This is a genomic window from Nonomuraea sp. CX421 (assembly GCF_059358955.1).
In genome coordinates, this window is record NZ_JCADBK010000003.1 from 79,151 (window position 1) to 104,417 (window position 25,267).

At 72.3% G+C, this 25,267-nt stretch carries 27 protein-coding genes; 14 read left to right on the forward strand and 13 right to left on the reverse strand.

Going from position 1 to position 25,267, the window contains the following annotated elements:
- The first annotated feature begins 11 nt into the window (after positions 1 to 11).
- Genes AC5L3X_RS06200 through AC5L3X_RS06225 form a run of 6 tightly spaced genes read left to right on the forward strand, consistent with a single transcriptional unit; the run spans position 12 to position 7,949 of the window.
- Positions 12 to 1,784 carry a tyrosine-protein kinase family protein gene (locus AC5L3X_RS06200; RefSeq protein WP_494855673.1) on the forward strand — a complete coding sequence of 591 codons (1,773 nt, stop codon included), beginning with the start codon at positions 12 to 14 and terminating at the stop codon, positions 1,782 to 1,784.
- Positions 1,781 to 3,319, forward strand: a complete 1,539-nt coding sequence (locus tag AC5L3X_RS06205; protein WP_494855674.1) for an MATE family efflux transporter — start codon at positions 1,781 to 1,783, stop codon at positions 3,317 to 3,319. Before AC5L3X_RS06200 ends, AC5L3X_RS06205 begins: the two co-directional genes overlap by 4 nt.
- A complete protein-coding gene (locus AC5L3X_RS06210) occupies positions 3,319 to 4,626 on the forward strand; it encodes a ParB N-terminal domain-containing protein (protein ID WP_494855675.1) in 1,308 nt (435 codons plus the stop codon). The genes AC5L3X_RS06205 and AC5L3X_RS06210 overlap by 1 nt, the downstream gene beginning before the upstream one ends.
- 3 nt (positions 4,627 to 4,629) lie before the next feature.
- On the forward strand, positions 4,630 to 5,949 hold the full coding sequence (locus tag AC5L3X_RS06215) for an RCC1-like domain-containing protein (RefSeq protein ID WP_494855676.1): 1,320 nt from the start codon (positions 4,630 to 4,632) through the stop codon (positions 5,947 to 5,949).
- Positions 5,950 to 5,958: 9 nt separating this feature from the next.
- Positions 5,959 to 7,092, forward strand: a complete 1,134-nt coding sequence (locus AC5L3X_RS06220; protein WP_494855677.1) for a glycosyl hydrolase — start codon at positions 5,959 to 5,961, stop codon at positions 7,090 to 7,092.
- Positions 7,089 to 7,949: a beta-1,6-N-acetylglucosaminyltransferase gene (locus AC5L3X_RS06225; protein WP_494855679.1), complete on the forward strand. Its 861-nt coding sequence runs from the start codon at positions 7,089 to 7,091 to the stop codon at positions 7,947 to 7,949. Before AC5L3X_RS06220 ends, AC5L3X_RS06225 begins: the two co-directional genes overlap by 4 nt.
- Here AC5L3X_RS06225 and AC5L3X_RS06230 read toward each other — a convergent pair whose 3' ends face one another.
- The 8 genes from AC5L3X_RS06230 to AC5L3X_RS06265 all read right to left on the reverse strand — a co-directional run bounded on the left by AC5L3X_RS06230 (position 7,950) and on the right by AC5L3X_RS06265 (position 13,504).
- Entirely contained in the window at positions 7,950 to 9,401 is a 1,452-nt protein-coding gene (locus tag AC5L3X_RS06230; RefSeq protein WP_494855680.1) for a sugar transferase, read from the reverse strand.
- Between the two features lie 291 nt (positions 9,402 to 9,692).
- Entirely contained in the window at positions 9,693 to 10,043 is a 351-nt protein-coding gene (locus tag AC5L3X_RS06235; RefSeq protein ID WP_189124993.1) for a hypothetical protein, read from the reverse strand.
- A gap of 47 nt (positions 10,044 to 10,090) precedes the next feature.
- Positions 10,091 to 10,723: a GntR family transcriptional regulator gene (locus tag AC5L3X_RS06240; RefSeq protein ID WP_494855682.1), complete on the reverse strand. Its 633-nt coding sequence runs from the start codon at positions 10,721 to 10,723 to the stop codon at positions 10,091 to 10,093.
- Positions 10,724 to 10,733: 10 nt separating this feature from the next.
- Positions 10,734 to 11,615, reverse strand: coding sequence for a DMT family transporter (locus AC5L3X_RS06245; protein ID WP_494855684.1), 882 nt, complete (start codon positions 11,613 to 11,615; stop codon positions 10,734 to 10,736).
- Between the two features lie 18 nt (positions 11,616 to 11,633).
- Positions 11,634 to 12,011, reverse strand: coding sequence for a hypothetical protein (locus AC5L3X_RS06250; protein ID WP_494855685.1), 378 nt, complete (start codon positions 12,009 to 12,011; stop codon positions 11,634 to 11,636).
- Between the two features lie 165 nt (positions 12,012 to 12,176).
- Positions 12,177 to 12,674 (reverse strand): GNAT family N-acetyltransferase, encoded by a 498-nt coding sequence (locus AC5L3X_RS06255; RefSeq protein ID WP_494855687.1) that lies wholly within the window; start codon positions 12,672 to 12,674, stop codon positions 12,177 to 12,179.
- A gap of 10 nt (positions 12,675 to 12,684) precedes the next feature.
- Positions 12,685 to 13,041: an MmcQ/YjbR family DNA-binding protein gene (locus tag AC5L3X_RS06260; protein WP_189124989.1), complete on the reverse strand. Its 357-nt coding sequence runs from the start codon at positions 13,039 to 13,041 to the stop codon at positions 12,685 to 12,687.
- A 43-nt stretch (positions 13,042 to 13,084) separates the two neighbouring features.
- Entirely contained in the window at positions 13,085 to 13,504 is a 420-nt protein-coding gene (locus AC5L3X_RS06265; protein ID WP_494855689.1) for a VOC family protein, read from the reverse strand.
- A 161-nt stretch (positions 13,505 to 13,665) separates the two neighbouring features.
- On the opposite strand from AC5L3X_RS06265, the gene AC5L3X_RS06270 reads away from it, so the two are divergent.
- Positions 13,666 to 14,076, forward strand: a complete 411-nt coding sequence (locus AC5L3X_RS06270; protein WP_494855691.1) for a hypothetical protein — start codon at positions 13,666 to 13,668, stop codon at positions 14,074 to 14,076.
- 69 nt (positions 14,077 to 14,145) lie between these two features.
- Here the strand turns inward: AC5L3X_RS06270 and AC5L3X_RS06275 are convergent, their stop codons facing one another.
- Positions 14,146 to 15,777: an alpha/beta hydrolase family protein gene (locus tag AC5L3X_RS06275; RefSeq protein ID WP_494855692.1), complete on the reverse strand. Its 1,632-nt coding sequence runs from the start codon at positions 15,775 to 15,777 to the stop codon at positions 14,146 to 14,148.
- Between the two features lie 79 nt (positions 15,778 to 15,856).
- Here AC5L3X_RS06275 and AC5L3X_RS06280 point away from each other — a divergent pair, with 79 nt between their 5' ends.
- Positions 15,857 to 16,417, forward strand: coding sequence for an ArsR/SmtB family transcription factor (locus AC5L3X_RS06280; protein ID WP_189124985.1), 561 nt, complete (start codon positions 15,857 to 15,859; stop codon positions 16,415 to 16,417).
- On the opposite strand, the gene AC5L3X_RS06285 is transcribed toward AC5L3X_RS06280, so the two are convergent.
- From AC5L3X_RS06285 to AC5L3X_RS06295, 3 genes are all read right to left on the reverse strand, one after another.
- Positions 16,378 to 17,682, reverse strand: a complete 1,305-nt coding sequence (locus AC5L3X_RS06285) for an RNA polymerase sigma factor (RefSeq protein WP_494855694.1) — start codon at positions 17,680 to 17,682, stop codon at positions 16,378 to 16,380. The two genes, AC5L3X_RS06280 and AC5L3X_RS06285, sit on opposite strands and share 40 nt — an antisense overlap.
- A gap of 120 nt (positions 17,683 to 17,802) precedes the next feature.
- Positions 17,803 to 18,177 (reverse strand): YciI family protein, encoded by a 375-nt coding sequence (locus AC5L3X_RS06290; RefSeq protein WP_494855696.1) that lies wholly within the window; start codon positions 18,175 to 18,177, stop codon positions 17,803 to 17,805.
- Between the two features lie 52 nt (positions 18,178 to 18,229).
- Positions 18,230 to 18,907 carry a DUF998 domain-containing protein gene (locus AC5L3X_RS06295; protein ID WP_494855697.1) on the reverse strand — a complete coding sequence of 226 codons (678 nt, stop codon included), beginning with the start codon at positions 18,905 to 18,907 and terminating at the stop codon, positions 18,230 to 18,232.
- A gap of 205 nt (positions 18,908 to 19,112) precedes the next feature.
- Between AC5L3X_RS06295 and AC5L3X_RS06300 the strand changes: the two genes are divergently transcribed.
- The 6 genes from AC5L3X_RS06300 to AC5L3X_RS06325 are packed head-to-tail and all read left to right on the forward strand — an operon-like array spanning position 19,113 to position 23,687.
- Positions 19,113 to 19,688, forward strand: a complete 576-nt coding sequence (locus tag AC5L3X_RS06300) for a biotin transporter BioY (protein WP_494855698.1) — start codon at positions 19,113 to 19,115, stop codon at positions 19,686 to 19,688.
- A complete protein-coding gene (locus tag AC5L3X_RS06305; protein ID WP_494855700.1) occupies positions 19,685 to 21,103 on the forward strand; it encodes a class I adenylate-forming enzyme family protein in 1,419 nt (472 codons plus the stop codon). The genes AC5L3X_RS06300 and AC5L3X_RS06305 overlap by 4 nt, the downstream gene beginning before the upstream one ends.
- Positions 21,104 to 21,135: 32 nt before the next feature.
- Positions 21,136 to 21,297, forward strand: coding sequence for a hypothetical protein (locus AC5L3X_RS06310; protein ID WP_494855701.1), 162 nt, complete (start codon positions 21,136 to 21,138; stop codon positions 21,295 to 21,297).
- Positions 21,290 to 22,414, forward strand: a complete 1,125-nt coding sequence (locus tag AC5L3X_RS06315) for a thiolase family protein (protein ID WP_494855703.1) — start codon at positions 21,290 to 21,292, stop codon at positions 22,412 to 22,414. The genes AC5L3X_RS06310 and AC5L3X_RS06315 overlap by 8 nt, the downstream gene beginning before the upstream one ends.
- Positions 22,411 to 23,085, forward strand: coding sequence for an energy-coupling factor ABC transporter ATP-binding protein (locus AC5L3X_RS06320; RefSeq protein ID WP_494855704.1), 675 nt, complete (start codon positions 22,411 to 22,413; stop codon positions 23,083 to 23,085). The genes AC5L3X_RS06315 and AC5L3X_RS06320 overlap by 4 nt, the downstream gene beginning before the upstream one ends.
- A complete protein-coding gene (locus AC5L3X_RS06325) occupies positions 23,082 to 23,687 on the forward strand; it encodes an energy-coupling factor transporter transmembrane component T family protein (protein WP_494855706.1) in 606 nt (201 codons plus the stop codon). The genes AC5L3X_RS06320 and AC5L3X_RS06325 overlap by 4 nt, the downstream gene beginning before the upstream one ends.
- Positions 23,688 to 23,754: 67 nt before the next feature.
- On the opposite strand, the gene AC5L3X_RS06330 is transcribed toward AC5L3X_RS06325, so the two are convergent.
- Positions 23,755 to 25,248, reverse strand: a complete 1,494-nt coding sequence (locus tag AC5L3X_RS06330; protein WP_494855708.1) for a PucR family transcriptional regulator — start codon at positions 25,246 to 25,248, stop codon at positions 23,755 to 23,757.
- Between the last annotated feature and the right edge of the window lie 19 nt (positions 25,249 to 25,267).

Here is a 25,267-nt window from a genome sequence, read left to right on the forward strand (position 1 = left end):
AGGGGGCGGGGATGGCGGACGACCAGATTTCCCCCATACGGTCCAGGCTTTTTCTGGGGGCTCTGCTCCATCACAAACTGGTCATCATCGCCGTCACCCTGCTGGGCGCCCTCGCGGGCGCCGCCGCCGGCTACGTCCTTCCGCAGACCCACGTCTCGTCGGCGACCGTTCTGATCATCCCGCTGACCGGCAACCCCTACTCCCCCGAAGGGCGCGGCGACGACCTGATCAACCTCGCCAGTGAGACCCAGCTCGTCACCGCCGACGTCGTGGTCGCCCGGGTCGCCACCCAGCTCGCCGCCCCCGACCACGCCACGCTGCGCCGCAACGTCAGCGTCCAGGTCCCGACCAACACCCAGACGCTGGAGATCTCGTTCGCCGCCGGCGACCCCGAAGAGGCCCGCAAGGGCGCGGCCGCCTTCGCCACCACCTACCTCGCCTTCCGCCGGGAACGGTCCGAAGTCATCCTCGACGACAAGCTCGCCGAGCTCGCCGAGCAGGCCAAGAAGGTCGACACCAGCCTCCAGAAGGCGACCTCCGAGCTCGCGTCCCGGTCCCTCACCTCCGCCCGGCGCAACTACCTCTCCCACCGCATCACGCAACTGAGCAACCAGATGGCGGTCCTCGACGAGCAGTCCAACGACCTGGCCAGCACCCCGGTCTCGCCGGGGCAGGTCATCTCCTCGGCGTCCACCTCCTCGGAGTCACTGACGTCCGTCATCGGGCTCTACGGCGCCGGCGGCCTGCTCGCGGGTCTCGTGCTCGGACTGCTGGCGGCCATGGCGCGCGAGCGCGCCACCGACCGGCTGCGCGACGCGGCCGCGGTCGGCGCGATGGGGGTCCCGGTGCTGGCCGTGTTCGACGGACCGCCGCACCCGGCCGCGCTGCTCGACGCGGCGACGATCACCGGCCAGGCCAACCGGGGCCTGCGCACGGCCGTCATCACCCGGATGAGCCGCCCGCGCTCGGCGATCCTGGTCGCGGGCGTCTCAACGCGCGACGAGTCGGCGCGGGTGGCCGCCCAACTCGGCGTCGGCCTGGCCAACACCGGCGGCCGGACGATCCTGATCGACGCCAACCACGGCGCCGTGCCCAGCGCGTCGGCCCTGTTCGGGATGACCGAGGCCAAGGGGCTGCGCGAGGTCCTCGACCGGGCCGGCGAGCCGAAGGACATGCTGGCGCCCTACGACGACCAGCTGAGCGTGCTGCCGCAGGGCACCGACCTCGCGCGGGCGGGCGACCGCCTGCCCGGCCGCCTGCTGATGAAGACCGTCGGGCGGCTCCGCCAGCAGGCCGACTTCCTGCTGCTCAACGGCCCGGCGCTCAGCGACCCAGACGGCCGGGCGGTGTGCATGGTCGCCGACTACGCCGTGATCGTCGTGACGGCGAAGACGACCAGGAGGCGCGACCTGCTCGACGCCTACCTCCTCGCGCACCAGTCCGACATCGAGGTCATCGGCGCGGTGGTCGTCAGACCGCCCACGCGCAAGGCGGTCAGGGCGGCCGGGCGGGCGCTGGCCGCCGAGCCGCCCATGAGCCTGTGGGACGCCCGCGAGGCGCCCGTCACGCCGAAGCACGAGCCCCCCGGCCACGCCTCCGTCCCGCCGAAGCACGAGCCCCCCGGTTACGCCCCCGTGAGCGCCCCCGTCGGCCCCCTCGACGACGGCCGCGACGACGACTCGGCGGCGCAGCCGCCGCCCGCGCACGACGACGCGACCTCCGCCACGGTCACCTTCCCCGTCGTCTCGGACAGCCTGCCCGCGAAGACCGGCAACGCTCGATGACGGGGACCGCCGGCGGCAACCTCTCGGCGCTCGCGCGCGGTGGCTCGCTCAACCTGGTGGGCGCGGCCGTGACCGGCGTCGCGCAGTTCGCGCTGGTCGTGGTGGTCGCGGCGGCCTACCCCCTGGACGTCACGGGCGCGTTCTTCGCCGCCTCGTCGGTCTTCATCATCCTGGGCGCCGTCGGCGAGCTCGGCACGGACGTGGGGCTCGGCCTGTGGGTGCCGCGCCACCTGGCGCTGGAGCGCTCCAGGAGCGCGGCCAGGACCGTCGTGGTCGCCCTGGTCCCGGTGCTGGTCGTCTCGGTCGTGACGGCGGCCGGCATGTTCGCCGTCGCTCCCTGGATCGGCGACCTGATCGCCGCGGACCGGGCGGCCGAGACCGTGGCCATGCTCCGGCTGCTGGCGGTCTTCCTGCCGATCTCGGCCGTCGGCAACGTCCTGCTCTCCGCCACCCGCGGGCACGGGCGGATGCGGCCCACCGTGATCATCGACCGCATCGGCCGCCCGCTGGGCCAGATCGCCGGCATCCTGGTGATCTCCCGGTTCACCACCGATCCGAGCCTGCTGGGGCTGATGTGGGCGCTGCCGTACCTGCCCTCGCTGGTGGCCGCCGCCGTCGTGTACGGCCGGCTGCACCGCCGGGCGACCGGGGAGTCGCCGCCGGTGCGGGAGATCGCCGGTGAGTTCTGGCGGTTCACCTCGTTCCGGGCGGTCTCCCGGGTGTGCCAGACCGCGTTCCAGCGGGTCGACATCGTGATGATCGCCGCGTTGAGCTCTCCCCTGGACGCCGCCGTCTACACCGCGGCCACCAGGTTCGTGGTGTTCGGGCAGCTCAGCAGCCAGGCCGTACAACAGGTCATGCAGCCGATCGTCAGCCGGCAGCTCGCGCTGGAGGACTGGCCGCAGGTGCGCGAGACGTTCAGGGTGACGACGATCTGGTCGGTGCTGCTGGCCTGGCCGGTCTACCTGGTCACCGCGGTCGCGGCGCCGGCCTACCTGCTGGTCTTCGGCGCCGAGTACAGGTCGGCCGGCGAGGTGACGGTGATCATCCTGTCGGTCGCCATGCTGGTCGCGACCGCGGCCGGCCCGGTCGACACGATGCTGCTGATGAGCGGGCGCAGCGGGCTGAGCCTCACGTACACGATGGCCTCGCTCGCCGTCCAGATCGGTCTCGGCGCGCTGCTCATCCCCTCGTGGGGGCTGACCGGCGCCGCGCTGGCCCGCGCCGCCGCGGTCGTGGCGCGCAACGTGCTCTCCTACGCGCAGGTACGCCTGTCCATGAGGATGACGCCGTTCAGCCCGGGCCTGGGGTGGGCCGTGGCGGCGACCACGCTGTGCTTCGCCGTGCCCCTGCTCGCCGTGCGCGCCGCCACCCCGGCCCCGGCTCTCTGGTACGCCGCCATCGCGCTGTCCGTCGTGGTCTATGTCGCGCTGCTCTGGAAGATCCGCGGCCACGTCGCTCTCACCGCCCTGTCGGCCCTGCTGCCCCGGCGCGTGCGCGAGGCTTCCGCGCTGTCCACCGTCAAGGAGATCTGATGCCGTCCCTCAGCCGACTTCGCGCCCTGCGGCGGCGCTCCCGGGCCGTGTTACGCAGGCTGGCCGACCCCGGGGCGCAGGAGCGCCTCGTGTCGGCCGCGCGGGCCATCCCCTTGCCGCACCGGGTACGGACCGGGCTGTCCACCGCCTTCCTGCGGCAGCGCGACACGGTCGAGGTGCCGCTGGACCGGTTGCTGCTCGGCGCGCAGAACGGCATGTCGGGCGCCGAGTTCAGCGGGGCCGTCGGCGACCTGCTGTGGTGCTCGACCCCCATCGCCGAAGGGCCGCACGTCGCGCTGCTGCGGCTGGCCGAGGCCGCCGGGGGCGATCCGGCCGACGAGGCGATCCTCGACTCCCCGTACGGCGCGCTCGCGAGGCGGGCCATTGGCAGCGGCGGCCACTACTTCGGCGCGCGGGACGACGCCGGCATCCTGGAGACGGCCCGCTCCTACCTGCTGCGGCACGCCGGAGACGCGACACCGCAACCCGCCCGGACGTTCCAGAGCAGGCCGGACGATCCGGTGCTGGTGGCGCCCATCCGCTGGTCCGACCACTACCAGATCCTCGACGGCCACCACCGGCTGGCCAGCGCGGTGGTGCGGGGCGAGCCGACCGCTTCCGTCGTCGTCAAGAAGCTGCCCGTCACCACGCCCCTGCAGGACCACCTGCGCAGGATGAGCTGGCTCGACGGCACCCGGGAGCTGTACCAGCCGATCTCCGCCCCCGAGCTCGCGGGTGACTGGCCGACCGTGCGGGCCTGCACCGACCGGCTGGAGAAGATGCGCGCGTTCGCCGGGGAAGGACGGGGACGCGGCTACCTCGACGTGGCGAGCTGCTACGGATGGTTCGTCTCGCGGATGGGCGAGCTGGGCTTCGAGGCGCACGGCGTCGAGCGGGATCCGCTGGCCGTCCCCCTGGGCAAGGCGGTGTACGGCCTGCCCGACGGCGCGGTCCGCACCGGAGACGCGGTCGACGTGCTGCGCGACACCGACCGCACCTGGGACGTCGTGTCCTGCTTCAGCCTGCTGCACCACTTCATCCTGGGCAGGGCGTCGGTCGGGCCCGAGCAACTGGTCAAGCTCCTCGACAAGGTGACGGGGGAGGTCCTGTTCCTCGACACCGGTCAGGACAACGAGGCGTGGTTCCACGAATCGCTGGCCGGCTGGAACCCGGCCACGATCGCGGAGTTCCTCCGGTCCAACACGTCCTTCACCAGGATCGTGGATCTCGGCCCGGACGTGGACGCGGTCCCTCCCTACGCCGGCAACTACGCCCGGCACCTGTTCGCCTGCGTCAGGGAGGGCTGAGCCATGGCCGGCCGACGCGCCTTCCTCGGCCTGGCGCTGTGCGCGGCCCTCGCCGGCGCCTGCGGATCGCCGCACGTGACGGAGCGGGCGGTCGTGCCGACGCCGCCCGCGGGCGGCGACCGGGGCACGCCGAGTACCGCGGGAGGGGTCTGGACGGCGGGCTGGAACGCCGACGGGCAACTGGGCCGCGAATCGGCCGAGATCTCCTCCGGCCTGGACAAGGTCACCGGGATCGACGGCCGAAAGACGCTGGACGACGTCGTGGCCCTGGCGGCAGGTGGCCGGCACTCGATCGCGGTGACCAGCGACGGGTCCGTGGTGGCCTGGGGCGCCAACGACCTGGGCCAGCTCGGCGACGGCACGACCACCTCCAGCGACCGGCCGGTGCCCGTCCGGGCCGCCGACGGCGGGACCGGACGGCTGAGCGGCGCGGTCGCCGTCTCCGCCAACAGCGACTTCTCGATGGCGCTGCTGTCCGACGGGACCGTGGTCACCTGGGGCAAGGGCGACGCGGGACAACGCGGTATCGGCACGCGCGACGCGCCGCTCACCCCGACGACCGTGAAGAACGAGGACGGCGACGGGCCGCTGAAGGACGTCACCGCCGTCTCCGCGGACGGCCGCACCGAGCTGGCGCTGCTCAAGGACGGCTCGGTCGTGGCCTGGGGCGCCAACAACTACGGCATGCTGGGCGACGGCACCACGAAGAGCCGGTCCCTGCCGGTGCCCGTGCGCGGGGTCGACGGCGCCGACCGGCTCACGGGGGTCACGGCCATCGCCATGGGCGGCCAGCACGGGCTCGCCCTGCTGCAGGACGGTCACCTGGTCTCCTGGGGCTACAACGACATGGGCCAGCTCGGGTCGGGCGACACGGAGACCAGGCTCGTGCCCGCGATGGTCTCCGGGCCGGGCGGCAGGGCGGCCCTTTCGGGGGTCATCTCGATGGCCGCGGCCGAGAAGCACAACTTCGCGATCCTGCGCGACCGGACCGTCGTGGCCTGGGGCAACAACACGGCGGGACAGCTCGGCGACGGCACGACCGAGCTCCGGACGACGCCGGCGCAGATGGTGGGCACCAACGGCGAGGTCCTCCGAGGCGTCCACCAGGTCTACGCGGGAGAGGCGTACGGAGCGGCGATCCTCGACGACGGGACGGTGCGCACCTGGGGGGCCAACGGCAAGGGGCAGCTGGGCTCGGGTGACCGGGTGCCGCGCAGCCAGCCGGGGCCCGTCGTGGTCCTGGACAACGACCGGCCCGAGAGGGCCCTGACCGCCGCGGCCGGAGAACGGCATCTGCTGCTTCTCCTGGACGACACACCCTAGGAGGCCGTCGTGCGGAGCGCCGGATTCGTCGTCCTGATGGCCGTGGCCGTCGTCGTGCCGGGGGCCTGCGCCGTACCGGTGGGCGAACGCAGGCTCATGCTCGGCGCGGTCGGGCAGAGCCGCGCGGAGATCGAGCGGCGCGAGAGCGAGACCGGCGTGCCGCTGGCCGGCGTCCGCGTCTTCAAGAGGTGGGACTGGACGCTCTTCGACGCCGACGAGACCTGGGCGCGTGACACCGGGCACACGGTCTTCGTGTCGGTGAAGTCGCGGCGCGGCGACGGCCGCCCGATCCGCTGGCGCGACATCGCCGACTCCCGCCCGGGGGATCCGCTCTACCAGGACCTGGTCCGGCAGGCGTCGCAGATCAAGGACTTCGGCGCGATCGTCTACTTCACCTTCAGCCACGAACCCGAGGCCAAGGGCTCCCGGCCGATGGGCGAGGGCGCCGACTTCGTCGACGCCTGGCGCAAGGTCGTCGACGTCCAGCGCGCGCGGGGCGTGACGAACGCGCGTTACGTGTGGACCGTCACCTCGGTCGCCTTCGACCGCACGGACCGCACGGCGGCGAGCCTGTTCTATCCGGGCGACGCGTACGTCGACCACATCGCGGCCGACTCCTACAACGGCTACACCTGCGACAACCCGAAGGGCCGCTGGGCGGAGCCGGCCGAGGTGGTCGAAGGACAACGGCGCTTCGGCGCGCTGCATCCGGACAAGGGCCTGATGCTGCTGGAGTGGGGCTCGGTCGAGGACCCCGAACGCCCCGGCCGCCGGGCGGAGTGGCTGAACGCGGCCAGGAAAATGTTCCTCAGCCCGGGCTACGAGCAGTATCGCGCGCTGCTGTCCTGGGACGCGCGCAACCTGGGCGGCGCCGCGCCCGCCTGCGACTTCGACGTCGCCGGCACCCCTGATTCGCTGGCCGCGTGGCGGGCCATGGCCACCGATCCCGGCTACTCGGCCAAGAGCCCGTGCGACCTCGGCGACTGCCGGCTGCCCGAGGATTCCGGTGCCATCCTGACGAACCTCTGGCGGCGGATGACCGGGCTCTTCCGTCGCGCCTACGCCAACCGCCGTACCGGCCGCCGTACATCCGCCGGCCGTCGCGCTCCCGCCCTCCGCCGAAAGGAGCGGTACGGTCCATGAGCGGTACCGTCGCCGTGATCGTCCTGTCGCACCGCGACCCCGCCCAGGTCGCGCGGCTCGTCCGGCGCGTCACCACGGGCGCCAACACGCTCGCCGTGGTCCACCACGACCCGACCGGTGAGCCGCTGACCCTGCGGCCGTCCTCCGACGTCGCGGTGATCCCCGACCCGGAGCCGTGCCGCTGGGGCCGGCTCTCGCTCGTACGGGCCCAGTGGCGGGCGCTCGGCTGGGTGCGCGCGAACGTTCCCGACCTGTCGTGGGCCCTGCTGGTGTCAGGCCAGGACTATCCGATCCGCACCATGCGCGACATCGAGAACGAGCTGGCCGTCACGCCGGCCCACGCCTATCTCCGTCACTTCCGGGCCGACGGCGACCCCGCCGACGACGTCCATCCGTGGCAGGAGCTGACGCGACGGCGCTACCTCCACCGGCGGCGGCTGCCGTTCAGCGCTCGCTCGGTGCCGCTGCCCGTCGCCCGCCGCCATCCCTACCGCGACGGAGTGCGGCTCTACGTGGGGGACATGTGGTTCAACCTGTCCGGGGACGTGGTCGACGGCATGCTGGAGGCGACCCCGCTCTCCGACCGGCTGTTGCGCTACCTGCGTCACGCGCCCATCCCCGACGAGTGCTTCATCGCGAGCATGGCGCTGAACACGCTTTCGCCCGAGCTGGTCCGCAACGACAGCAAGCGCTTCATCAGGTGGACGCCCCGGTCGAAGCACCCGCAGACCATCACCGCCGGGCACCGCGACCTCCTCGTGGCGAGCGACGCCTTCTTCGCCCGGAAGCTCGACGCGGCCGGGCACCCGGAGGTGCCCGACCTGCTCGACGCGCTGGCCGAGGAGCGCAGCGGGTGATCAGTAGGCGCCGGTGCCGCGTAGCACCGTCGACCAGGTCTTCCACAGGATCTGCAGATCCAGGATGAGCGACCAGTTCTCGACGTAGCGCAGGTCCAGTCGTACCGACTCCTCCCAGCTCAGGTCGGATCGGCCGCTCACCTGCCACAGGCCGGTGATGCCGGGCTTCACCAGCAGCCGCCTGCGCACGTCGTCGCCGTACTTCTGGACCTCCTCCGGCAGCGGCGGCCGTGGCCCGACCAGCGACATGTCGCCACGCAGGACGTTCAGCAGCTGGGGCAGCTCGTCGACCGAGTAGCGCCGGAGCATGGCGCCGATCCTGGTGATCCTTGGATCGTTCCGAATCTTGAACAGCACGCCGTTGCCCTCGTCCAGGCCAGCCAACTCGCATCGCGAGCGCTCGGCGTCCTGCACCATCGTGCGGAACTTGTAGATGACGAACTCCCTGCCGTCCTTGCCGACCCGCGTCTGCCTGAACAGCGCGGGACCACGGCTGGTGAACCGGATCGCGACGAACACCGCGAACAGCACCGGCACCAGCGTCAGCATGCTCACGAGGGCCACGATCCGGTCGAAGACCGCCTTGATGGCCTGCCGCGCGCCGTTGAGGTCCGGATGGGCCACGTGCAGGAGCGGCAGCCCGGCCACCGGCCGGATGTTGATGCGCGGCCCTGCCACATCCATCAGCGCGGAGGCGACATAGAGATCGGTGCCCGCCTCCTCAAGGCGCCAGGCCAGCCGGCGCAGGGCCGCCCCGTCGAACTCGGGGCACGACAGCACGGCCACGGTGTCGGCGTCGACCCACCGCACGACCTCGTGGACGTTGGAGAAGTCGCCCATCACCGGGAAGCCGTCGAACTGGCTGGGCAACGTCGCCTGGTTCGGCGTCGGAACACAGGCGGCGACGATCTTCATTCCGTGATGCGGCTTACGGCTGAACGATCGGTGCAGTTCCAGCACGCTCACCCAGTGACCGACGACGACCACGCGTCGCATGCAGACGCCGTCGTAGCGCTGGCGGTGCAGGTGTTTGCGCATGGCGTATCTGAAGATCAGATTGGCCAGGCCGGCGAGCGGAATGCCGATCATCACGATGCCGCGGGCGACGGGCGTCTGCGTCGCGTAGGCGATGATGGCGACCGAGGAGGCCAGCATGGCCACCCCGCGCAGGATGCTGCGGTATTCCTCCGCCCCTTCGCCCAGTGAACGAACATCGTATCCACCGGTCAATCGCACCACTAACGGCCAAACCGCTGCAATCGAGGCGGAAAGCACTATTTCCCACGGTGCGATATAGCCCAGCAACTGCCGGGCGACGACCACCCCTCCCAATCCCAGAAGGCCGCAGAGTATGTCTCCCACCACGACCATGCGTACGTACCGTTGAGACCAGACCGTGACCCCGGATAACCGGCGCGCTTCGGCACGGGCCTCTTCGAAGACAATCCCCATGTTCCCTCGCCGTGCCAGTCCCCACCCCATGCACACCAGACGTCGCTAAGTAGGCGGTCGACGTCCTTACTGCGAACTGCCGTGACAGCGAGATCATTCTATAGATGGCCACTATTCAGGTGAAATACACCTGCACGTCCACAACCGGCCACATTTACCGGAAGAAAGACCCTAGACGGGGGGATGACATTGTGGTCGCTCGCTAAGGACGCGAGAACGCCACAGTGCAGAAAGTCTCGAAATTATAAATATTACGCAGAAAAGCTTGCCCGAACCGGACGAACGCCCACTTCAGTCATATTCCAGGTCAGGGAGTGTGGACGGCGGGTCCGGGCTGCGCCAGACGACCACCACCCCGTCGTGTGCCGACTCGGCCGCGACAACGAACCGTTCGAGATCGAAGTCGGGCAGATAACGCAGCCGGGCGAGGAACGTGGCGTCGGTGGCCGACCTCGGCACCACACAGCCCTCGCCGTCACGGTCGAGCAGGATGTAGAGGACGTCCGCCCCGTCCTCGGTCACCACACGGACCTCGACGACGTCCTCCCACGCGAGTGCTTCAACGCTTCCGTCCGCGTAGTGACGGGTGACGCCCTCTTCCGTGACGTACACGTAGGAGTCCGGCATCGGATTGCCGTGCATGGCCGCGATTCTTGCGAGTTCTGGGGTCGTCCCGCAAGGGTTCGCGATTATGGGTGCCGCTCTCCGCCCCACCCGTGACCGAGGTGAGCGGCGACCGCCGCCCGTGCCGCCTCGGCGGGACCCTCGGCGATCGCGTCGAGCAGCTCTCGATGCTCGCGTACGAGCACCTCCCTGTCCTCGTAGACCTCGCGCAACCGGACCAGGCCGAGCCGGGTCTCCGCGTGCAGCGCGCCGTAGAGCCGCTCGAGCCGAGGGCTGCCCACCGCCTCGATCAACGCCTGGTGCAGCGCCATGTGCTCGGCCACCGAGTCGGCCCACGGCGCCGCGGCGGGCAGCGCGTCCATCCGGGCCAGCGCCGCCTCCGCCTCGGGCACCCGCTGGCCGGCCACCGCCTCGGCCATCAGGTCCTCCAGCGGCCGGCGCACGTACATCAGATCCGACAGGTCGGTGAGCGTCACCTCGGGGACGTAGGCGCTGCGGTTGCGCTCGCGTCGCAGCAGGCCCTCGTGGACGAGCGCGGCCAGCGCCTCACGGACCGTCGGCCTGGCCACGCCGTAGGCGGCGGCGATCTCCTGCTCGGGCAGCGGCCTGCCCGGCTCGATCTCGCCGGACAGAACCCTGCGGCGCAGCGCGTCGGCGAGTGCGCCGACGGCGGAGACGGGACGAAGGGGCAGCGTCACGACCGTGACTCTAACCGCCTTCGAGTACGGGCGCCTTTCCCGGTGTGACGGTTCTTGCCGGTACGGCGACCGCCACGAGGCTGATCGCCAGGAGCACCAGCCCGGTGACCGAGACGAGGCCCAGCCGCTCACCCAGCACGACCAGGCCGAGCAGGGCGGCGACCGCGGGTTCGGCCAGCGCGAGCGTGGCGGCCGTGGCCACCGGGGTGCTGCGCAGGCCCCGGCCGTACAGGAAGTAGGACAGGGCGGTCGTGCCGAGACCGAGGTAGAGGACGGCGAGAAGGCCGCGCGGCTCGGCCATCCAGTCGACTCCCGTCACCAGCAGGACGGGCAGCATGATCACGGCGGCGCCACCGAACAGCACGCCCATCACCGCGTTGGAGGGCGCGCCACCCCCGATCGCACGGGCCGCGCTGACCGCGTAGAAGGCGTAGAGCAGTCCGCCCGCCAACGCCAGCAGCACGCCTGAGACGAGTTGCCCGCCCGCCTCCGCGCCGCCTCCGACGATCAGGGCCGCGCAGCCGCAGATCGCCGCCGAGGTGGCGAGCGCCCAGCGGCGGCTCGGTCGCTCGCCGTGCAGCAGCCAGGCGAGCAGCCCGGTGAACACCGGCCCGCTGCCGATGGCGACGACCGTGCCGATGGCGACGCCGGTGCGGCCGACCGCGGCGAAGAAGCAGAGCTGGTAGGCGGCGACCGCGGCGGCGGCGAGCAGCAGGCCGGGGGTCACCACCCGCCGGACGCCGCGACCGGCGAACAGCGCGAGCGCGAAACCGCCGATGACCAGCCGGGCCGCGGCCAGCGCGACCGAGTCGGCGGAGACGAGCAATCCCGCCGTGCCGGCCGTCCCCCACAGCACCGAGGCGCCCACGACCGCGAGAGGTCCGTTCTTCATTCCGATATTGTCTGACAATCAGACAATGTTGTCGAGTTGTTCATCGATGAGCCGCCCCGCCGGGGCCATCAGCTCGCCGGTGTAGTCGTCGAGCACGGCCAGGCCTTCGCGGATGTCGGGGGTGGTCTTGCGCGGTAGTTCGAGGAGCGCCTCACCCTCCGCCGCGACCGAGCCGTCCACGTGGAAGACCCCTTCGGAGACGACGATCGAGACGGCGAAGCAGAGCTCGCGGCCGTCGGGGAGGGTGAACGCGATGCCGGTGCGGGCGCCGGCCGGAGGGATGAAGTTGGAGAACGGCTCGCTCCGCACGAACGGGTGTTGTAACTCGGCGAGGAGACCGGCGGCCCGGCTCAGGGCCGCCAGCAGGCCGGCCGCGGCCAGGCTCTCGCTGTCCACCCTCCGAGCGTAGATCAGCCTGCGACCCCCTGACCACCTCGGCCCGGCCGCGGCCCTCACGATCCGGTACGGCCGCAGTGCGGATCAGGACCGCTCGGGAGCGGTCGCCAGCGGTCGAGTCAAGGGCGGTCGGTGGCGAGGGCGGTCGAACCAGAGGCGGTCGAGTCAGGGGCGGTCGGTGGCGAGGCGGGCGTGGCGTTCGACGTCGTAGCGGACGCCGTCGTGGCTGAGCTTGGCCCGCTCGATGCCCTCAGGGCGGAACCCGGCCTTGGTCGCCACCCGGCACGAGGCCGGGTTGTTGGTGCGGTGACCGAGCTCCAGCCGGAACAGGCCCCGCTCGCGGAACGCCCAGCGCGCGAGCTGGGCCGTGGCCGCGGCGGCGACCCCGCGCCCCCTGGCCTCGGGAGTCGTCCAGTAGGACACCCAGCCGGTCTCGTGCACGTCGATGTCCGTCACCGCGACGTTGCCGACCACCTGGCCGTCGAGCGTCACGGCGAACGCGTGACCCACGCCCGACCAGGCGGCGATCCAGCCCATCGCGTCTCTCAGGGTGACGACGGGCCAGGGCGCCTGCGCGCGCATGTCGGGCTCCTGGAAGGCGGCCAGGACGGCGGGCGCGTCGTCGTCGCGCCACTGGCGCAACTCGATGGTCGTAAGCAGCATTAGTGGAAGATTATCCCCCTATATGGTGTTTTGCCTCAAAGGCGGCCACCAACTGCTTGGGCGCGGTCAGACACCATGCCTCGGCGACCAGCTCGAACAGCTCGTCGCGGTCGATGCGGTCGAGCCGGACCACCACCCACCCGAACCGCCCGGCGGTGAACTGCACCTCGAACACGTCGGGCCGCTCGGCCACCAGCGCGAGCTGCTCCTCGATCGTCGCCTTGAGCCCGACGGTCTCGGTCTGCTCCCACAGGTAGCCGAACCCCTTGCCCCGCACCTTGATGCTCAGCCAGTCACCGCCATGACTCGTGCGCACCTCGGGCAACTCGTCCAGCAGCTTGAGGAAATCGTCGACGCTCACACCCATGGGCTCTGTGTAGCAAAGACCACCGACAATCCACAGGTGGGGATCAGGCGTAGTAGCGGACCTCGATCACGTTGTCGTCGGGGTCGGGGAAGTAGATCACCTCTGGCGAGATGCCTTGAGCGCCGAAGGAGCCGGCGCCGGTGCCTGTGACCTGTACGCCGTGACGGTCCAGCCGGGCCCGGAGAGCCTCGAAGTCGGCCCGGCCGACCGCCAGGCAGAAGTGGTTGACCGGGTGGCCCGCGCTGCCCTTGACGCCGGTGCCCTCGTCGACCTGTCCCGCGGCGCCCTGGCGCATGAGGTCGAGGATGGTCTCGTCGGTGATCCGTACGCTGGGGAACGGCGCCTTCCCGGCCCGGAACTCGTCGGCCCGCACGCCTGGCAACCCGATCACCCGCTCGTAGAAGTCGAGCGCGCGGAGCTGGTCCGATACCCAGCAGACGAGGTGGTCCAGGCGTACATCCATGAAAATCCTTCTGTAGTAGTGATATTTGACCCAATATCCGGCGCAGAATGCTCGCTGTCCACTTCTCCGTCCCGCCATCGGCCGTTCGTCGGCTCCCTGAAATGATCGCGACGACCGGTATACGCCTTTTCTCACCACGACATCTGAGGCACGATGATCACATGACGGAGGTCACCGTGACGGCGCGCATGCCGCACGCCGCCACGAGCGCCAGATTCGTCATCACGCTGCAGGTGGCCTTCGCCATGGTGGGCTTCTCCCTCTACGGGATGGCCATTCTCACGGGCGGCCTCTTCGAGCTCGCCCCGATCCTCTCTTTCACGATCGGCGTCGCGTTCATCGTGGCGCTGGGCCGGTTGACAGGCCGCTGGCACTCGCGGCTGAGGCGGATCCGCTGGGCCACCGTCGCCCTGGAGATCGTCATCGCGGGCGGCCTGCTGGTGGCCGACGCCATCGACGCCGGGAACAGCGCCGGGATCAGCGTCGGCGGCCTGGTCGGCTCCATGGCGTGCCCGGCCGTCGTCATCGTCCTGATGCTCGTTCCGGCCACCGGACGCTGGTTCGACCGCTGACCGCTCAGGCGGAGCGGCGTCGTACGGGTAGTGCCGGAGGGTGATGCCGGTGGCGGACCGGTCGCCCCGTCAAGGGAGCAGCAGGCCCCAGTAGAGGGCCCAGGGCACGAACACCAGCCCACCCATGAGCAGCAGCCCGAGGCGCACCCTCTCCCCGCGCGGCACGGAGCCGCGGGCGCGGCGCCAGGCCCGTACGGTGAGCACGGCGGCGACCACGCAGACCACGGAGAGGGCCTGCAGGGCCAGCCAGACGAGCGGGCGACCGGCCAGCACGGGCCCGGGAGCGGCCAGCTTGCCACCGGTCATCACCAGGTAGAACAGGTAGCAGAACGCGCCGAGCACCACCGTCAGGCCGCCGGCGCTGACCAGCCGCGCGGCTCTCGTCACCGGCGCGAGCGAGCGTCCGCGCAGCCGGCGCACCAGCGCGACCACCGGGTAGGCCGCGAACCCCACGACGAACAGCACCAGCGCCACGAGCTGCATCGGCGCCGACTCCCACCAGGCCGGCGGATCGACGGCGACGGTCAGGGAGTCCTGCACGGGAGCGGGGCCGGACGTCCGAACCACCGGGGGCCGTCCGGCCGTGACCTCGCCGATCCAGCCGCCTACCAGGTCGGCGTAGCCGGGAGCCAGCTCGGGCAGCCGGGTGACGCCCCCGTCGGAGGTCAGGTGAGCGGCGTGGTCGGCGCCGGCGAAGAAGCGGATCGTGTAGTGCCGGTTGCCGCTCCCCTCCAGGGCCGAGACGAACCCCGGCGGGCTCTCCTTCGGCGGGGTGAGCAGGTCGTGGACTCCCCAGATGGCGAGCACCGGCCGGCCCAGTGCGGCGATGGTCGGCTCCGGGTCGTAGTAGGGCTCGGGGAACAGGCCGCCGTCTGCGATCACCCGGTAGAGGTTGCGCTCGGCCCGGTCGACGAGTGGCCCCGACACTCCGGCCTTGCGCAGCCCGGCCGCCACGGCCCAGGTCTGCTGGCGCAGCGGCGACTGGCTGTTGGCGCCGACGAGCACGACGAACGCGATGTCCGCCGATCGGGAGGCCGCGATCGGGGCCACCCAGCCGCCCTCGCTGAACCCCCAGATGCCGACCTTCGCCGGGTCGACGCCCGGCTGGGAGCGCAGCGTGGCCACGGCGCCGAGCGCGTCGTCGGCGAGGGTCGAGTAGGACCGCCCCGTGAGCGAGTAGCCCTCGGAGCGCTTGTCGTAGACGAGCACCGAAAGGCCCCTGCGCGCGAACTCGACGGCCTCGGTCATCAGTTTGCCGCGCGGGGTGCCCGTGCCGGACCCGTGCACTAGGACGAGGCCCGGCCGGGCACCGGTCTTCGCCGCCGCCATGCCCGTGGCGGTCCTCGCGGCCTCCTCCTGCGCGCCTCCCGCACCGCCCTCCGTGACGGGTGAGAGGACCGTGCCATGCAGAACGAGGCCGCCGCCGCCGCGGAAACTCACCTCGGTCGCGGTGAGATCGGGCGGAACGGCCTCAGAAGCGGGTGCGTCGGCGGCGCTGGTCACGCCAGAGGTGGCCACAGCGGGGGGCGCGGGGGCGAAGGCAGACGAGGCGGCGGAGGCGGGCACAGCGGCGGAGGTGGGGGCGGACGCGGAGGTGGGGGCGGACGCGGTGGCCGAGGCGGGCGAGGCGGTCGTCGCCGCCGTCGCCGGTCCTGTGAGCAGGCATGCGGCGATGGCCACAGCCGGGAGGATTCGTCTCATATTGCCGAAGGTACTATGCAGAGACTTCTCGGCAGACGTTCATCTGCAGATATCATCCTGTAGTACTAGGCTGCTCCTCATGAAGGATGACGACCGGTTGTTGCTCGACGACCCGGCCCGGCTCAAGGCCCTGGCCCATCCCATGCGCCGCCGGATGCTGCACCATCTCAGCGTGCACGGCGAGGCGACCTCGACCACGCTCGGCGAGCTGCTCGGCGCCAAGACCGGCACGACCAGCTACCACCTGCGCCAGCTGGAGAAATACGGCTTCATCGAGGAGATCCCCGAGCGCTCGACCGGCAGGGAGCGCTGGTGGCGCAAGGCCGGCCCGAGGGACCTGCGGTTGCCCACCCCCGACCAGCTCGCCCCCGAGGACCGTCCCGTGCTCGCGGAGTTCCACCGGCTCGGCATGGAGGAGGATCTCGAGCTGTTCCGGCGCTTCCCGGAGGCCTACCGGCGTGATCCCGACTGGGCCAAGGGGTCACGCGGGCTCGGCCGGATGACCAAGGCGGAGTTCCACGACTTCTACGAGGCGTACATCGAGCTGCTGATGAAGTACAGCCACCGGCCCGAGGACGCGCCGCCGGACGCGCGGCCCCTCTACGTGCGGATGTTCGCGCTGCCCGCCGACGAGGACTGACCGGCCTCCCCGTCGAGATCCGCCGCCCGGCCGAGGAACAGGGCGCGCTCGCGTTCGTTGCGGGTCAGCTCGGCGGCGCGGGCGAACTCCTCGCGCGCCTCGCCGGGCCGTCCCAGCTTGGCCAGCAGATCCCCGCGTACGGCCGGCAGCTGCGGATAGTGCCGGAGCGCGCGCTCGGCGACCAGGCCGTCCACGATCTCCAGCCCGCGCGCCGGTCCGTACGCCATGCCCACGGCGACCGCCCGGTTCAGCTCCACGACCGGCGAGGGGGTGAGGTGGGCCAGCACCCGATAGAGGGCGGCCATCCGCTCCCAGTCGGTGTCGTCGGCCGAGGCCGCGCGGGCGTGGCAGGCGGCGATCGCGGCCTGCAGGCCGTACGGGCCGATGGTGCCGAGCGCCTCCGCGCGGCCGAGCGCCTCCAGCCCGCGGCGGATGAGCAGCCGGTCCCACAGCCGCCGATCCTGGTCGAGCAGGAGGATCGCCTCGCCGCCGGGGCCGGTGCGGGCGCGGGTGCGGGACGCCTGGATCTCCATCAGCGCGACGAGCCCGTGCACCTCGGCCTCCCCCGGCATGAGCCCGGCCAGGATCCGGCCCGCGCGCAGCGCCTCCTCGCAGAGCGACAGGCGCATCCAGTCGTCGCCCGCGGTCGCCGAGTAGCCCTCGTTGAAGATCAGGTAGATGACCTCCAGCACCGAGGAGAGCCGGTCGGCCAGCTCGTCCGGCGGGGGCAGCTCGATCCGCACCCGCTTCTCGGCCAGGGTGCGCTTGGCTCGGGAGATCCGCTGCCCGACGGTCGGCTCCGGGACGAGGAACGCCCGCGCGATCTCCTCCGTGGTCAGGCCGCCGAGCAGGCGCAGGGTCAGCGCGACCCGCGCCTCGGTGGGGAGCACCGGGTGGCAGGCCGTGAAGAACAGCCGCAGCACGTCGTCGCCGATCGGGTCGTCGAGGGCGTCGTCCAGCTCGTCCACGGCCGACTCCTGACGGAGCTCCTGGTCGTGGCCGACCTCCTGCAGTTTCTGCTCGTAGCGGGTACGGCGACGCAGCAGGTCGATCGCCCGGTGCTTGGCGGTGAGCATGAGCCACGCGCCCGGATTGTCGGGAACCCCCGACACCGGCCACTGCTCCAGGGCCGCGACCAGAGCGTCCTGCGCCAGCTCCTCGGCGATGCCGACGTCGCGCACCATCCGGGCGAGCCCGGCGACCACCCGTGCCGACTCGATCCGCCAGACCGCCTCGATCGCCCGCCGCGGATCCCCTGTGGTCATGGGAACCGATCCAACCACGGGCCGACCACGACGGCGCCCCCGGCCAAGGTCCGAAACGGACCGAGACCGGGGGCACCGTCATGCGGGATCGGGCGACGGGCTGTCGTGAGGGTCAGGCGATCAGGCGGAGGCGGCGAAGTCCTCGGGACCGAACACGCGGTGGATGTCCACCTCGCCCTCCCAGCCCTCCCAGTGGTCGCGGTGCGCCTTCATGAAGCGGGAGGCCCACTCGACCGCCTCCTCCTTGGAGCCGAGCTGGTAGAGGGCGTAGCTGACCAGCTCCTTCGCCTCGGCGAACGGGCCGTCGGTGACGCTCAGCTTGCCTCCGGTGAGCTCCACCCTGGCTCCTTCGGCGCTCGGGGCCAGCCCGGCGTTGTCCAGCAGCACGCCGGCCTTGGTGGCCTCCTCGCCGAGCTTGGCGATGGCCTCCATCAGGTCGGCGGGCGGCGGGGTGGCGGGGGTGGAGGTGGCGCGGACCATCATCACGTATCGCATGGCGGTTTCCTCTTTCTCTTCTGTGTGATTTTCTCTAACGAATCCGGACGGTTCAGCCGCGCTGGGGCGTGGCCCGCCGGTAGAGGTGCAGCGACAGGGCCGAGAGCCAGGCCCAGACGGCCACGACCCCCGCGACGAAGGTCAGGGTCGCCCAGGACGCCCCGCCACCGGTCGCGACGGCGGCGAAGGACAGCAGGAAGAACGCCCCGGTGACGCCGGAGTAGACGGCCCATCCCCCGCGCCCCTCGCCGGCGAACCGGCGGGCGACGATGAGGCAGGCCACGGTCAGGCAGACGAACCCGACCGCTCCGGCGACGAAGTGCAGCGTCCCGTGCAGTGACACGACGCCCGGCCCCTCCGGCGTCCCGGCCGGGAAGCCCATCATGGGGTCGGCCCGGAAGATCCCTGACGCGATCAGGCTCACCCCGTAGACCCCGATCAGCCGGGGGACCCAGGTCGCTCCCGGCCCCGAGGCGAGGGCCCGGCCCAGCCCGACGGCCGCGGCGAGGGTGGCCGCGGCGACGACCAGGAAGTTGGTGACATGGATCCAGCCGAGGTCGCCGTTGGCGAGCAGGCTCCAGGCGTGGCGGGTGACGTCGAAGCCCTCCCTGGTCAGCGCCTGGGCGAGCGACACCACCACGTACACCGGCCCAGCGATGACCCCGTAGCCGAGCAGCGACCTGGTGACGCTCGTCTGGGGGTCGCAGATCTCCGTCAGCTGCTGGCTCATGACCTTCTCCTTGTGAGTCCGGGGCTGTTCTCGGCCCTTTGACTACGCTTCGAACGGGATCGCGGCGCTTCGACAAATCGACCGAATCTTTTTCAAGATTTTTTAGTCTCGTCCTTGTCTCGGCGTCATCGCAGGTCAGCGAGGGGGCCCATCGCTCCGCCGGTCACCGCCCAGGCATTTCAGACCGGGAGATATCGTGACTGCTGTGTCTCGACCCCGCTCCCCCCTGCCCGCCGCCGACCTCGCCCGTACGGTGGTCTTCGCCGCCTTCATCGCGGTGCTGGGCATCTTCCCGGGCGTCTACGTCGGCGGCTCCGGTGTCCCCATCGTGCTGCAGAACGCCGGGCCGCTGCTCGCGGGCAGCATCCTCGGTGCCCGGCGGGGCACCGCCTCCGTCGTGCTGTTCCTGGGGCTGGTCGCCCTCGGCCTGCCGCTGCTGTCGGGCGGCCGGGGCGGCATCGCCCCGTTCGTCGGCCCGAGCGGCGGTTTCCTGCTGGGCTGGATCCTGTCGGCGTTCGTCGCCGGGCTGATCGTGTCGCGCGCGACCCGGCCCCGGCTGCCGTTGCTGCTGGCCGCCAACCTGGCCGGGCTGCTCGCCAGCTACCTGATCGGCATCCCCTGGCTCGGCTTCTACACCGGTGACCTGCCGGCCGCCGCGGTGCAGTCGATGATCTACGTGCCGGGTGACCTGGCCAAGGTGGTCGTCGTCTCGCTGATCGCCGCCGTCGTGCACCGCGCCCTGCCGAGCAGGCCGACGGGCAGGACGACGCCCACGTCATGACGCTCGCGACACCGCCGATCCTCGGCGACGGAGCCGTACCGGCCGGTCTGCTGGCGCGGGCGCACGGTGCCGCCCGGTGGCTGGCCGCGCGCGGCGTCGCGGAGGGGTCGCGGATCGCCGTGGACGCGCCCGGCGTGCCGGCCTGGCTGCTCGGCGCCGACCTGCTCGGCGCGGCGACCCTGGTCGTCGAGCCGTCATGGACCCCCCGGGAGCGCGAGGCGGTGCTGGCCGACGCGAGCCCGCACCTCGTGGTCACCGGCGCCGCCCCGCCCGTGGCCGACGGCGTTCCGCGAGCCGCTGGCGACCTTCCCGTGGCCGACGGCGTCCAGAGAGCCGATGGCGACATCCTCGTCACCGCCGACGTCCCGAGAGCCGATCGCGGCACCCGCGGCGCGGGTGGCGTCTCACCGGTCGGCGACGACGCCACGATCTTCTACCTGCCGACGACCTCGGGCAGCAGCGCCCGGCCGAAGGTCCTCATGCGCACGCGCGGATCGTGGCTGCGCAGCTTCGAGGCGCTCGGCCGGCTGCCGGGGCCCGTGCTGATCCCGGGGCCGCTGAGCTCGTCGCTGTTCCTGTTCGGCACGCTGCACGCGCTGTGGTGCGGCCACGAGGTCCGGTCGCTGCCGCGTTGGGCGCCGGAGGCCGCGGCCGAGGCGGCGCGCGAGGCCGCCACCGTCCACCTGGTCCCGGCGATGCTGTCCGCGCTGCTCGACGTCCTCGACCGGCGGCCCGACCTGCGGGCCGGCTGCGCCCTGCGGACGGTCGTCTGCGGCGGCGCCCACCTCGACCCCGGCGCGCGGGCCCGCTTCTCGCGGCTGCTGCCGGGGGTCGAGCTGGTCGACTACTACGGCTCCGCCGAGCACTCGCTGATCGCGGTCCGGCGCGGCGAGGGCGGGCTGCGGCCGGTCCCCGGTGTGCGGCTCGACGTCCGCGACGGCGTCCTCTGGGTACGCTCGCCGCTCGCGTTCGACGGCTACCTCCGCGACGGCGTCCCATGGCCGGTGACCGGCTGGTCCACCGTGGGCGACCGGGTGGAGCTCGACGACACCGGCGCCCTGGTGGTGCTGGGCAGGCTCGGGGCGACCCTGTCGAGCGGCGGCAAGCTGGTCTCCGCCGAGGAGGTCGAGGGCGTGCTGCGCGGCGTCCCGTACGTCACGGACGTGCTCGTCACCGGCACCCCGCACCCGACTCTCGGCTCCATCGTGACCGCCGTCGTCGAGGCGACCTCCGGCGGCCGGCCCACGCTGCGCGAGCTGCGGCACGCCGCGTCGGCCAACCTCGAACCCGGCAAGCGGCCCCGCCGGTGGCTGGTGACGACGGCGCTGCCGCGCACCGCGTCCGGGAAGCCCGCCCGTGCCACGGTCGCCGAGCAACTGCGCGACGGCACCCTCGCCGCGGAGCCGATCCGATGAACGCGACCACCGCGATCAGCCGAGCCGATCGGATGAACGAGACCACCCCGGTCAGCCGAACCGATCCGATGAACGCGACGACCGCGATCAGCCCAGCCGAGCCGACGAACATGACCAGCCCGGTCAGCCGAGCCGATGCGGTCAGCCCCTGCGACGAACAGGCCGGCGCGATGAGTGAGGACCGCGATGAGTGAGGACCGGACACCGGTCGTCGTGGCGGCCCGGCGCACTCCGATCGGCAACGCGGGGGGCGCGCTGCGCGCGTTCGGCGCCGACGAGCTGGCCGCCCCCGTGCTGCGGGCCGTGCTCGACGACGCCGCTCTCGACACCGTCGACGACGTCGTCCTGGGCAACGTGTTCGGGCCCGGCGGCAACCCGGCCCGCGTCGCCGCCCTGCGCGCCGGGCTGGACGAGAGTGTGCCCGGGATGACCGTCGACCGGCAGTGCGCGAGCGGCCTGGCCGCGATCACCCTGGCCGCGGCGCTGATCCGGGCCGGCGAGGGCGAGGCGTACCTTGCCGGGGGCGTCGAGAGCGCCTCCACCGCGCCCTACCGCGCGTGGCGGCCGCACTCGCCCGGCGAGACGCCCCGGTGCTACACGCGGGCGCCGTTCGCTCCCGCCGAGATCGGCGACCCGGACATGGGCCCGGCCGCCGACCTGGTGGCGGCCGAGGCCGGGATCTCCCGGCAGCGGCAGGACGCCTTCGCCGCCCGGAGCCATGCCAGGGCGGTCGAGGCCCAGCGGTCCGGCCGCTTCGCCGCCGAGCTGGTCCCGCTCGGCCCCGCCGACCGCGACGAGCGGCCGCGCCCCGGTTTCACGGCCGAGCGGCTGGCCCGCTTCCGGCCCGCTTTCACGCCCGGCGGCACCGCCACGGCGGCCAACTCGTGCGGCATCAGCGACGGCGCCGCCGCCGTGTTGCTGGTCAGCGAGACGGTCCGCCGCCGGCTGGGCCTGCCCGGCCTGCGGCTCGTCGCCTCGGCGACCAGGGCCGTCGATCCCAACCGGCTCGGGCTGGGCGCGGTGCCGGCGATGAAGGCCGTGCTCGACCGGGTTCCTGACGTCGTCGAGTTCAACGAGGCGTTCGCCGGCCAGACGCTGGCCTGTCTCGACGGCGCCGGGATCGACGAGCAGCTGGCCGGTCCCGACGGCGGCGCGATCGCCCTGGGCCATCCCTGGGGAGCCTCGGGCGCCGTGCTCGTGGTGCGGCTGTTCGCGACACTGGTACGAGCGGGCCGTGCCGGCTCCGGCCTGGCCGCCCTCTCGGCGGGCGGGGGCGTGGGCGTGGCGACGATGTGGGAGGCAGCGCGGTGATCGAGTTCGAGGGCGTCGGGCACCACTACGGCGACCGGGTGGTGCTCTCCGGCGTCGACCTGCGCCTGCCGGAGCGGCGGGTGGCGTTCGTCGGGGCCAACGGCTCCGGCAAGTCCACCCTGGCTCGCATGATCAACGGCCTGGTGCAGCCCGCCACCGGCCGGGTGCTGGTCGACGGACTCGACCCGGGCCGCGACGGCCGGGAGGTCCGCCGGCGCGTCGGGTTCGTCTTCACCAACCCCGACAGCCAGATCGTGATGCCGACGGCCGGCGAGGACGTCGCGTTCTCGCTGCGGCGCAGCGGGCTGCCGGCCAGGGAGCGCGCCGAGCGCGCGGCCGAGGTGCTCGCCCAGCACGGCCTGGCCGGCTACGCCGACCACCCCGCCCACCAGCTCTCCGGCGGCCAGAAGCAGTTGCTCGCCCTGTGCGCGATGCTGGTGCTGGAGCCCGCCGTGCTGGTGTGCGACGAGCCGACGACGCTGCTCGACCTGCGCAACAAGCGCCGGTTCGTGGATCTGCTGGCCGGGCTGGAGCAGCAGGTGGTGCTGGTCACCCACGATCTCGACCTGCTCGGCGGCTTCGACCGGGTGATCGTGCTCGACGCGGGACAGGTCGTGGCCGACGACACGCCCGAACCTGCGCTGCGTCACTACCGCAAGCTCGTCACGTGAACGTCGGCGGCTGGTACGAACCCGGCTCGACCCCGCTGCACCGGACACCGGCGGGCTGGAAGTTCCTCGTCCTGTTCGTGCTGGCCGGGGCGGTGTTCCTGGTGGGTTCGCCGGTGTGGCTGGCCGCGATCTGCGCGGCCGTCGCCCTCGGCTACGCGGTGGCCCGGGTCTCGCCGCGACGCTGCCTCCTGGTGCTCCGCATGCTCGCGATCCTGGTGGTGTTCGTGCTCGCCCTGCAGTGGTGGCTGCTCGGGCCCGTTCCCGCGATCGTGATGTGCCTGCGGATCGTGGCCGCGCTGGCCGCCGCCAACCTGTTCACGATCACCACCCGGGTCGAGGACGTGGTGTCGGCGGTGGAACGCGGCCTGCGTCCGCTGAGCAGGTTCGGGGTGCGTCCCGACCGGCTCGGCCTGCTCGTCGGGCTCACCCTCCAGTCGGTGGCGGCCCTGTCCACCATCGCGGCCGAGGTCCGTGAGGCCGCCAAGGCGCGGGGCGCGGAGCGGTCGGTCATCGCGTTCACCGTGCCGTTCCTGGTGCGTACCCTGCGCCATGCCGACGAGCTGGGCGAGGCGCTCGCCGCGCGCGGCGAAGGCGACGGCTGACGGCGGCTCCGGGGGGCGGCCGGACAGCCCGAGGTCGCGGTTCGAGGGGCCGGCCGCCCGGCACGGTTCAACCGTTGGCGGCGTCGTACATCCGGCTGGCGAGATTGCAGATCAGCAGCGTGTCGAGGCTGTCGAGGTCGGCGTCGAGCAGCTTGCCGATCTGCGCGAGCCGGTATCTCAGCGTGTTGCGGTGCAGGTGGAGTGCCTTGGCCGTCAGGTGTTGCCGGGCGTCGAGCCGCAGGTAGGTCCGCAGGGTGTGGAGCAGCTCGCCGCCGGTCCTGGCGTCGTGGTCGATCAGCGGCTGCAGGACCTCGCGGGCGGCGTGCTGCCCGCCCCGGCCGGCGGCCGCCGCCACGATCGAGGCCAGGTCGAAGGCGCGGGCGCGCACCGGCGTCGCCTGGTCCGGTGTGATCATGGCCCGCGCGGAGGCGAGGACCATGCGGATCTCCTCGGCGTCGCGGGCCGGCCCGGCCACGACGATCCGCCGGCTGGGCATCTCCCGGCGCAGGACCTCCAGGACCTGGCCCGTCGGGTCGCCGGCGCCGCCCTGGGCGAGCAGCACCAGCATGTCGCCGCTGCGCACCGAGCGTACGACGGGCAGCACCTGCTCCACGGCCAGCCGCAGCCGCAGCGAGTAGCCGGCGGAGAAGGCGGGGTTGGGGTGGGCCACGAGCACCACGGTGGGGGCGTCGCTGTCGAAGCCCGCGACGCGCAGCGCCCTGACCAGGGTCGCCGTGGGCGTGGTCCAGTCGGTCAGACCGGACAGCACCGCGGCCATCCGCGTGGCGCTCGACGACTCCTCCTGGAGCCTGCGCGTCAGGTCGATGGCGATCAGCGTGGCCGCGGAGTGCATGGCCATCCGCACGGTCTCGACGGTCATGTCGGACCGGCCGACCAGGATGTGGTCGTGCGCCCCGGCCTGGTCGAGCGGCACGGCGAAGTAGCCGGTCGTGCCGTTGGTCGCCAGCCCCTCCAGCACCAGGTCGGTGCGCAGCTCGTGGTGCATCGGCCAGCTCGACATCACGTTTCCGTCGATGTCGATGATGGCCGCCTCGCCGTCGATCTCCTCGGCGATCTTTCTGAGCAGGGCGGCGAGGGGAGCTCCGGTGGAGACGAGCTTGGCCAGGTCGGCGGCCAGGTTGGAGGCCCGGCCCAGGTCCTTGAACCGGTCGGCGATGATGGCGTCGGCGACGAACTCGCTGATCCGTACGAAGGGCACGCTGTAGGGGACGGCGAGCAGCGGCAGGTCCGCCGCGGTGGCGCACTCGACCAGCGCGCGTGGGATGTCGTGGTGGGTCAGCCCGTGCCCGAGGCCGACCGCCGGGACCCGGGCCGCCTTGAGCCGCTGGATGAAGGCCTGCCACGCGTCGTGGTCGTCGGCGTCGATGAAGGCGCCGGTGGTCAGCAGCAGCTCGCCGCCGCGCAGGAACGGCGTGGGGTCGACCAGCTCGGTCGACGCGACCCACCGGACAGGGCGTTGCAGCAGCTCGGGACTGCTGGGCGTGACGAGGGTCAGCTCGAGCACGGACTCGGCGAGGAGCTGGCTGAGCGTTAGGGCCATGAACGTGCCGACCTTTCGG

Coding starts and splice junctions, on each gene's coding strand:
- AC5L3X_RS06200 (WP_494855673.1), top strand. CDS start 12: ATGGCGGACGACCAGATTTCCCCCATACGGTCCAGGCTTTTTCTGGGG.
- AC5L3X_RS06205 (WP_494855674.1), top strand. CDS start 1,781: ATGACGGGGACCGCCGGCGGCAACCTCTCGGCGCTCGCGCGCGGTGGC.
- AC5L3X_RS06210 (WP_494855675.1), top strand. CDS start 3,319: ATGCCGTCCCTCAGCCGACTTCGCGCCCTGCGGCGGCGCTCCCGGGCC.
- AC5L3X_RS06215 (WP_494855676.1), top strand. CDS start 4,630: ATGGCCGGCCGACGCGCCTTCCTCGGCCTGGCGCTGTGCGCGGCCCTC.
- AC5L3X_RS06225 (WP_494855679.1), top strand. CDS start 7,089: ATGAGCGGTACCGTCGCCGTGATCGTCCTGTCGCACCGCGACCCCGCC.
- AC5L3X_RS06230 (WP_494855680.1), bottom strand. CDS start 9,401: ATGGGGATTGTCTTCGAAGAGGCCCGTGCCGAAGCGCGCCGGTTATCC.
- AC5L3X_RS06235 (WP_189124993.1), bottom strand. CDS start 10,043: ATGCACGGCAATCCGATGCCGGACTCCTACGTGTACGTCACGGAAGAG.
- AC5L3X_RS06245 (WP_494855684.1), bottom strand. CDS start 11,615: ATGAAGAACGGACCTCTCGCGGTCGTGGGCGCCTCGGTGCTGTGGGGG.
- AC5L3X_RS06255 (WP_494855687.1), bottom strand. CDS start 12,674: ATGCTGCTTACGACCATCGAGTTGCGCCAGTGGCGCGACGACGACGCG.
- AC5L3X_RS06260 (WP_189124989.1), bottom strand. CDS start 13,041: ATGGGTGTGAGCGTCGACGATTTCCTCAAGCTGCTGGACGAGTTGCCC.
- AC5L3X_RS06265 (WP_494855689.1), bottom strand. CDS start 13,504: ATGGATGTACGCCTGGACCACCTCGTCTGCTGGGTATCGGACCAGCTC.
- AC5L3X_RS06270 (WP_494855691.1), top strand. CDS start 13,666: ATGACGGAGGTCACCGTGACGGCGCGCATGCCGCACGCCGCCACGAGC.
- AC5L3X_RS06275 (WP_494855692.1), bottom strand. CDS start 15,777: ATGAGACGAATCCTCCCGGCTGTGGCCATCGCCGCATGCCTGCTCACA.
- AC5L3X_RS06280 (WP_189124985.1), top strand. CDS start 15,857: ATGAAGGATGACGACCGGTTGTTGCTCGACGACCCGGCCCGGCTCAAG.
- AC5L3X_RS06285 (WP_494855694.1), bottom strand. CDS start 17,682: ATGACCACAGGGGATCCGCGGCGGGCGATCGAGGCGGTCTGGCGGATC.
- AC5L3X_RS06290 (WP_494855696.1), bottom strand. CDS start 18,177: ATGCGATACGTGATGATGGTCCGCGCCACCTCCACCCCCGCCACCCCG.
- AC5L3X_RS06295 (WP_494855697.1), bottom strand. CDS start 18,907: ATGAGCCAGCAGCTGACGGAGATCTGCGACCCCCAGACGAGCGTCACC.
- AC5L3X_RS06305 (WP_494855700.1), top strand. CDS start 19,685: ATGACGCTCGCGACACCGCCGATCCTCGGCGACGGAGCCGTACCGGCC.
- AC5L3X_RS06310 (WP_494855701.1), top strand. CDS start 21,136: ATGAACGAGACCACCCCGGTCAGCCGAACCGATCCGATGAACGCGACG.
- AC5L3X_RS06315 (WP_494855703.1), top strand. CDS start 21,290: ATGAGTGAGGACCGGACACCGGTCGTCGTGGCGGCCCGGCGCACTCCG.
- AC5L3X_RS06330 (WP_494855708.1), bottom strand. CDS start 25,248: ATGGCCCTAACGCTCAGCCAGCTCCTCGCCGAGTCCGTGCTCGAGCTG.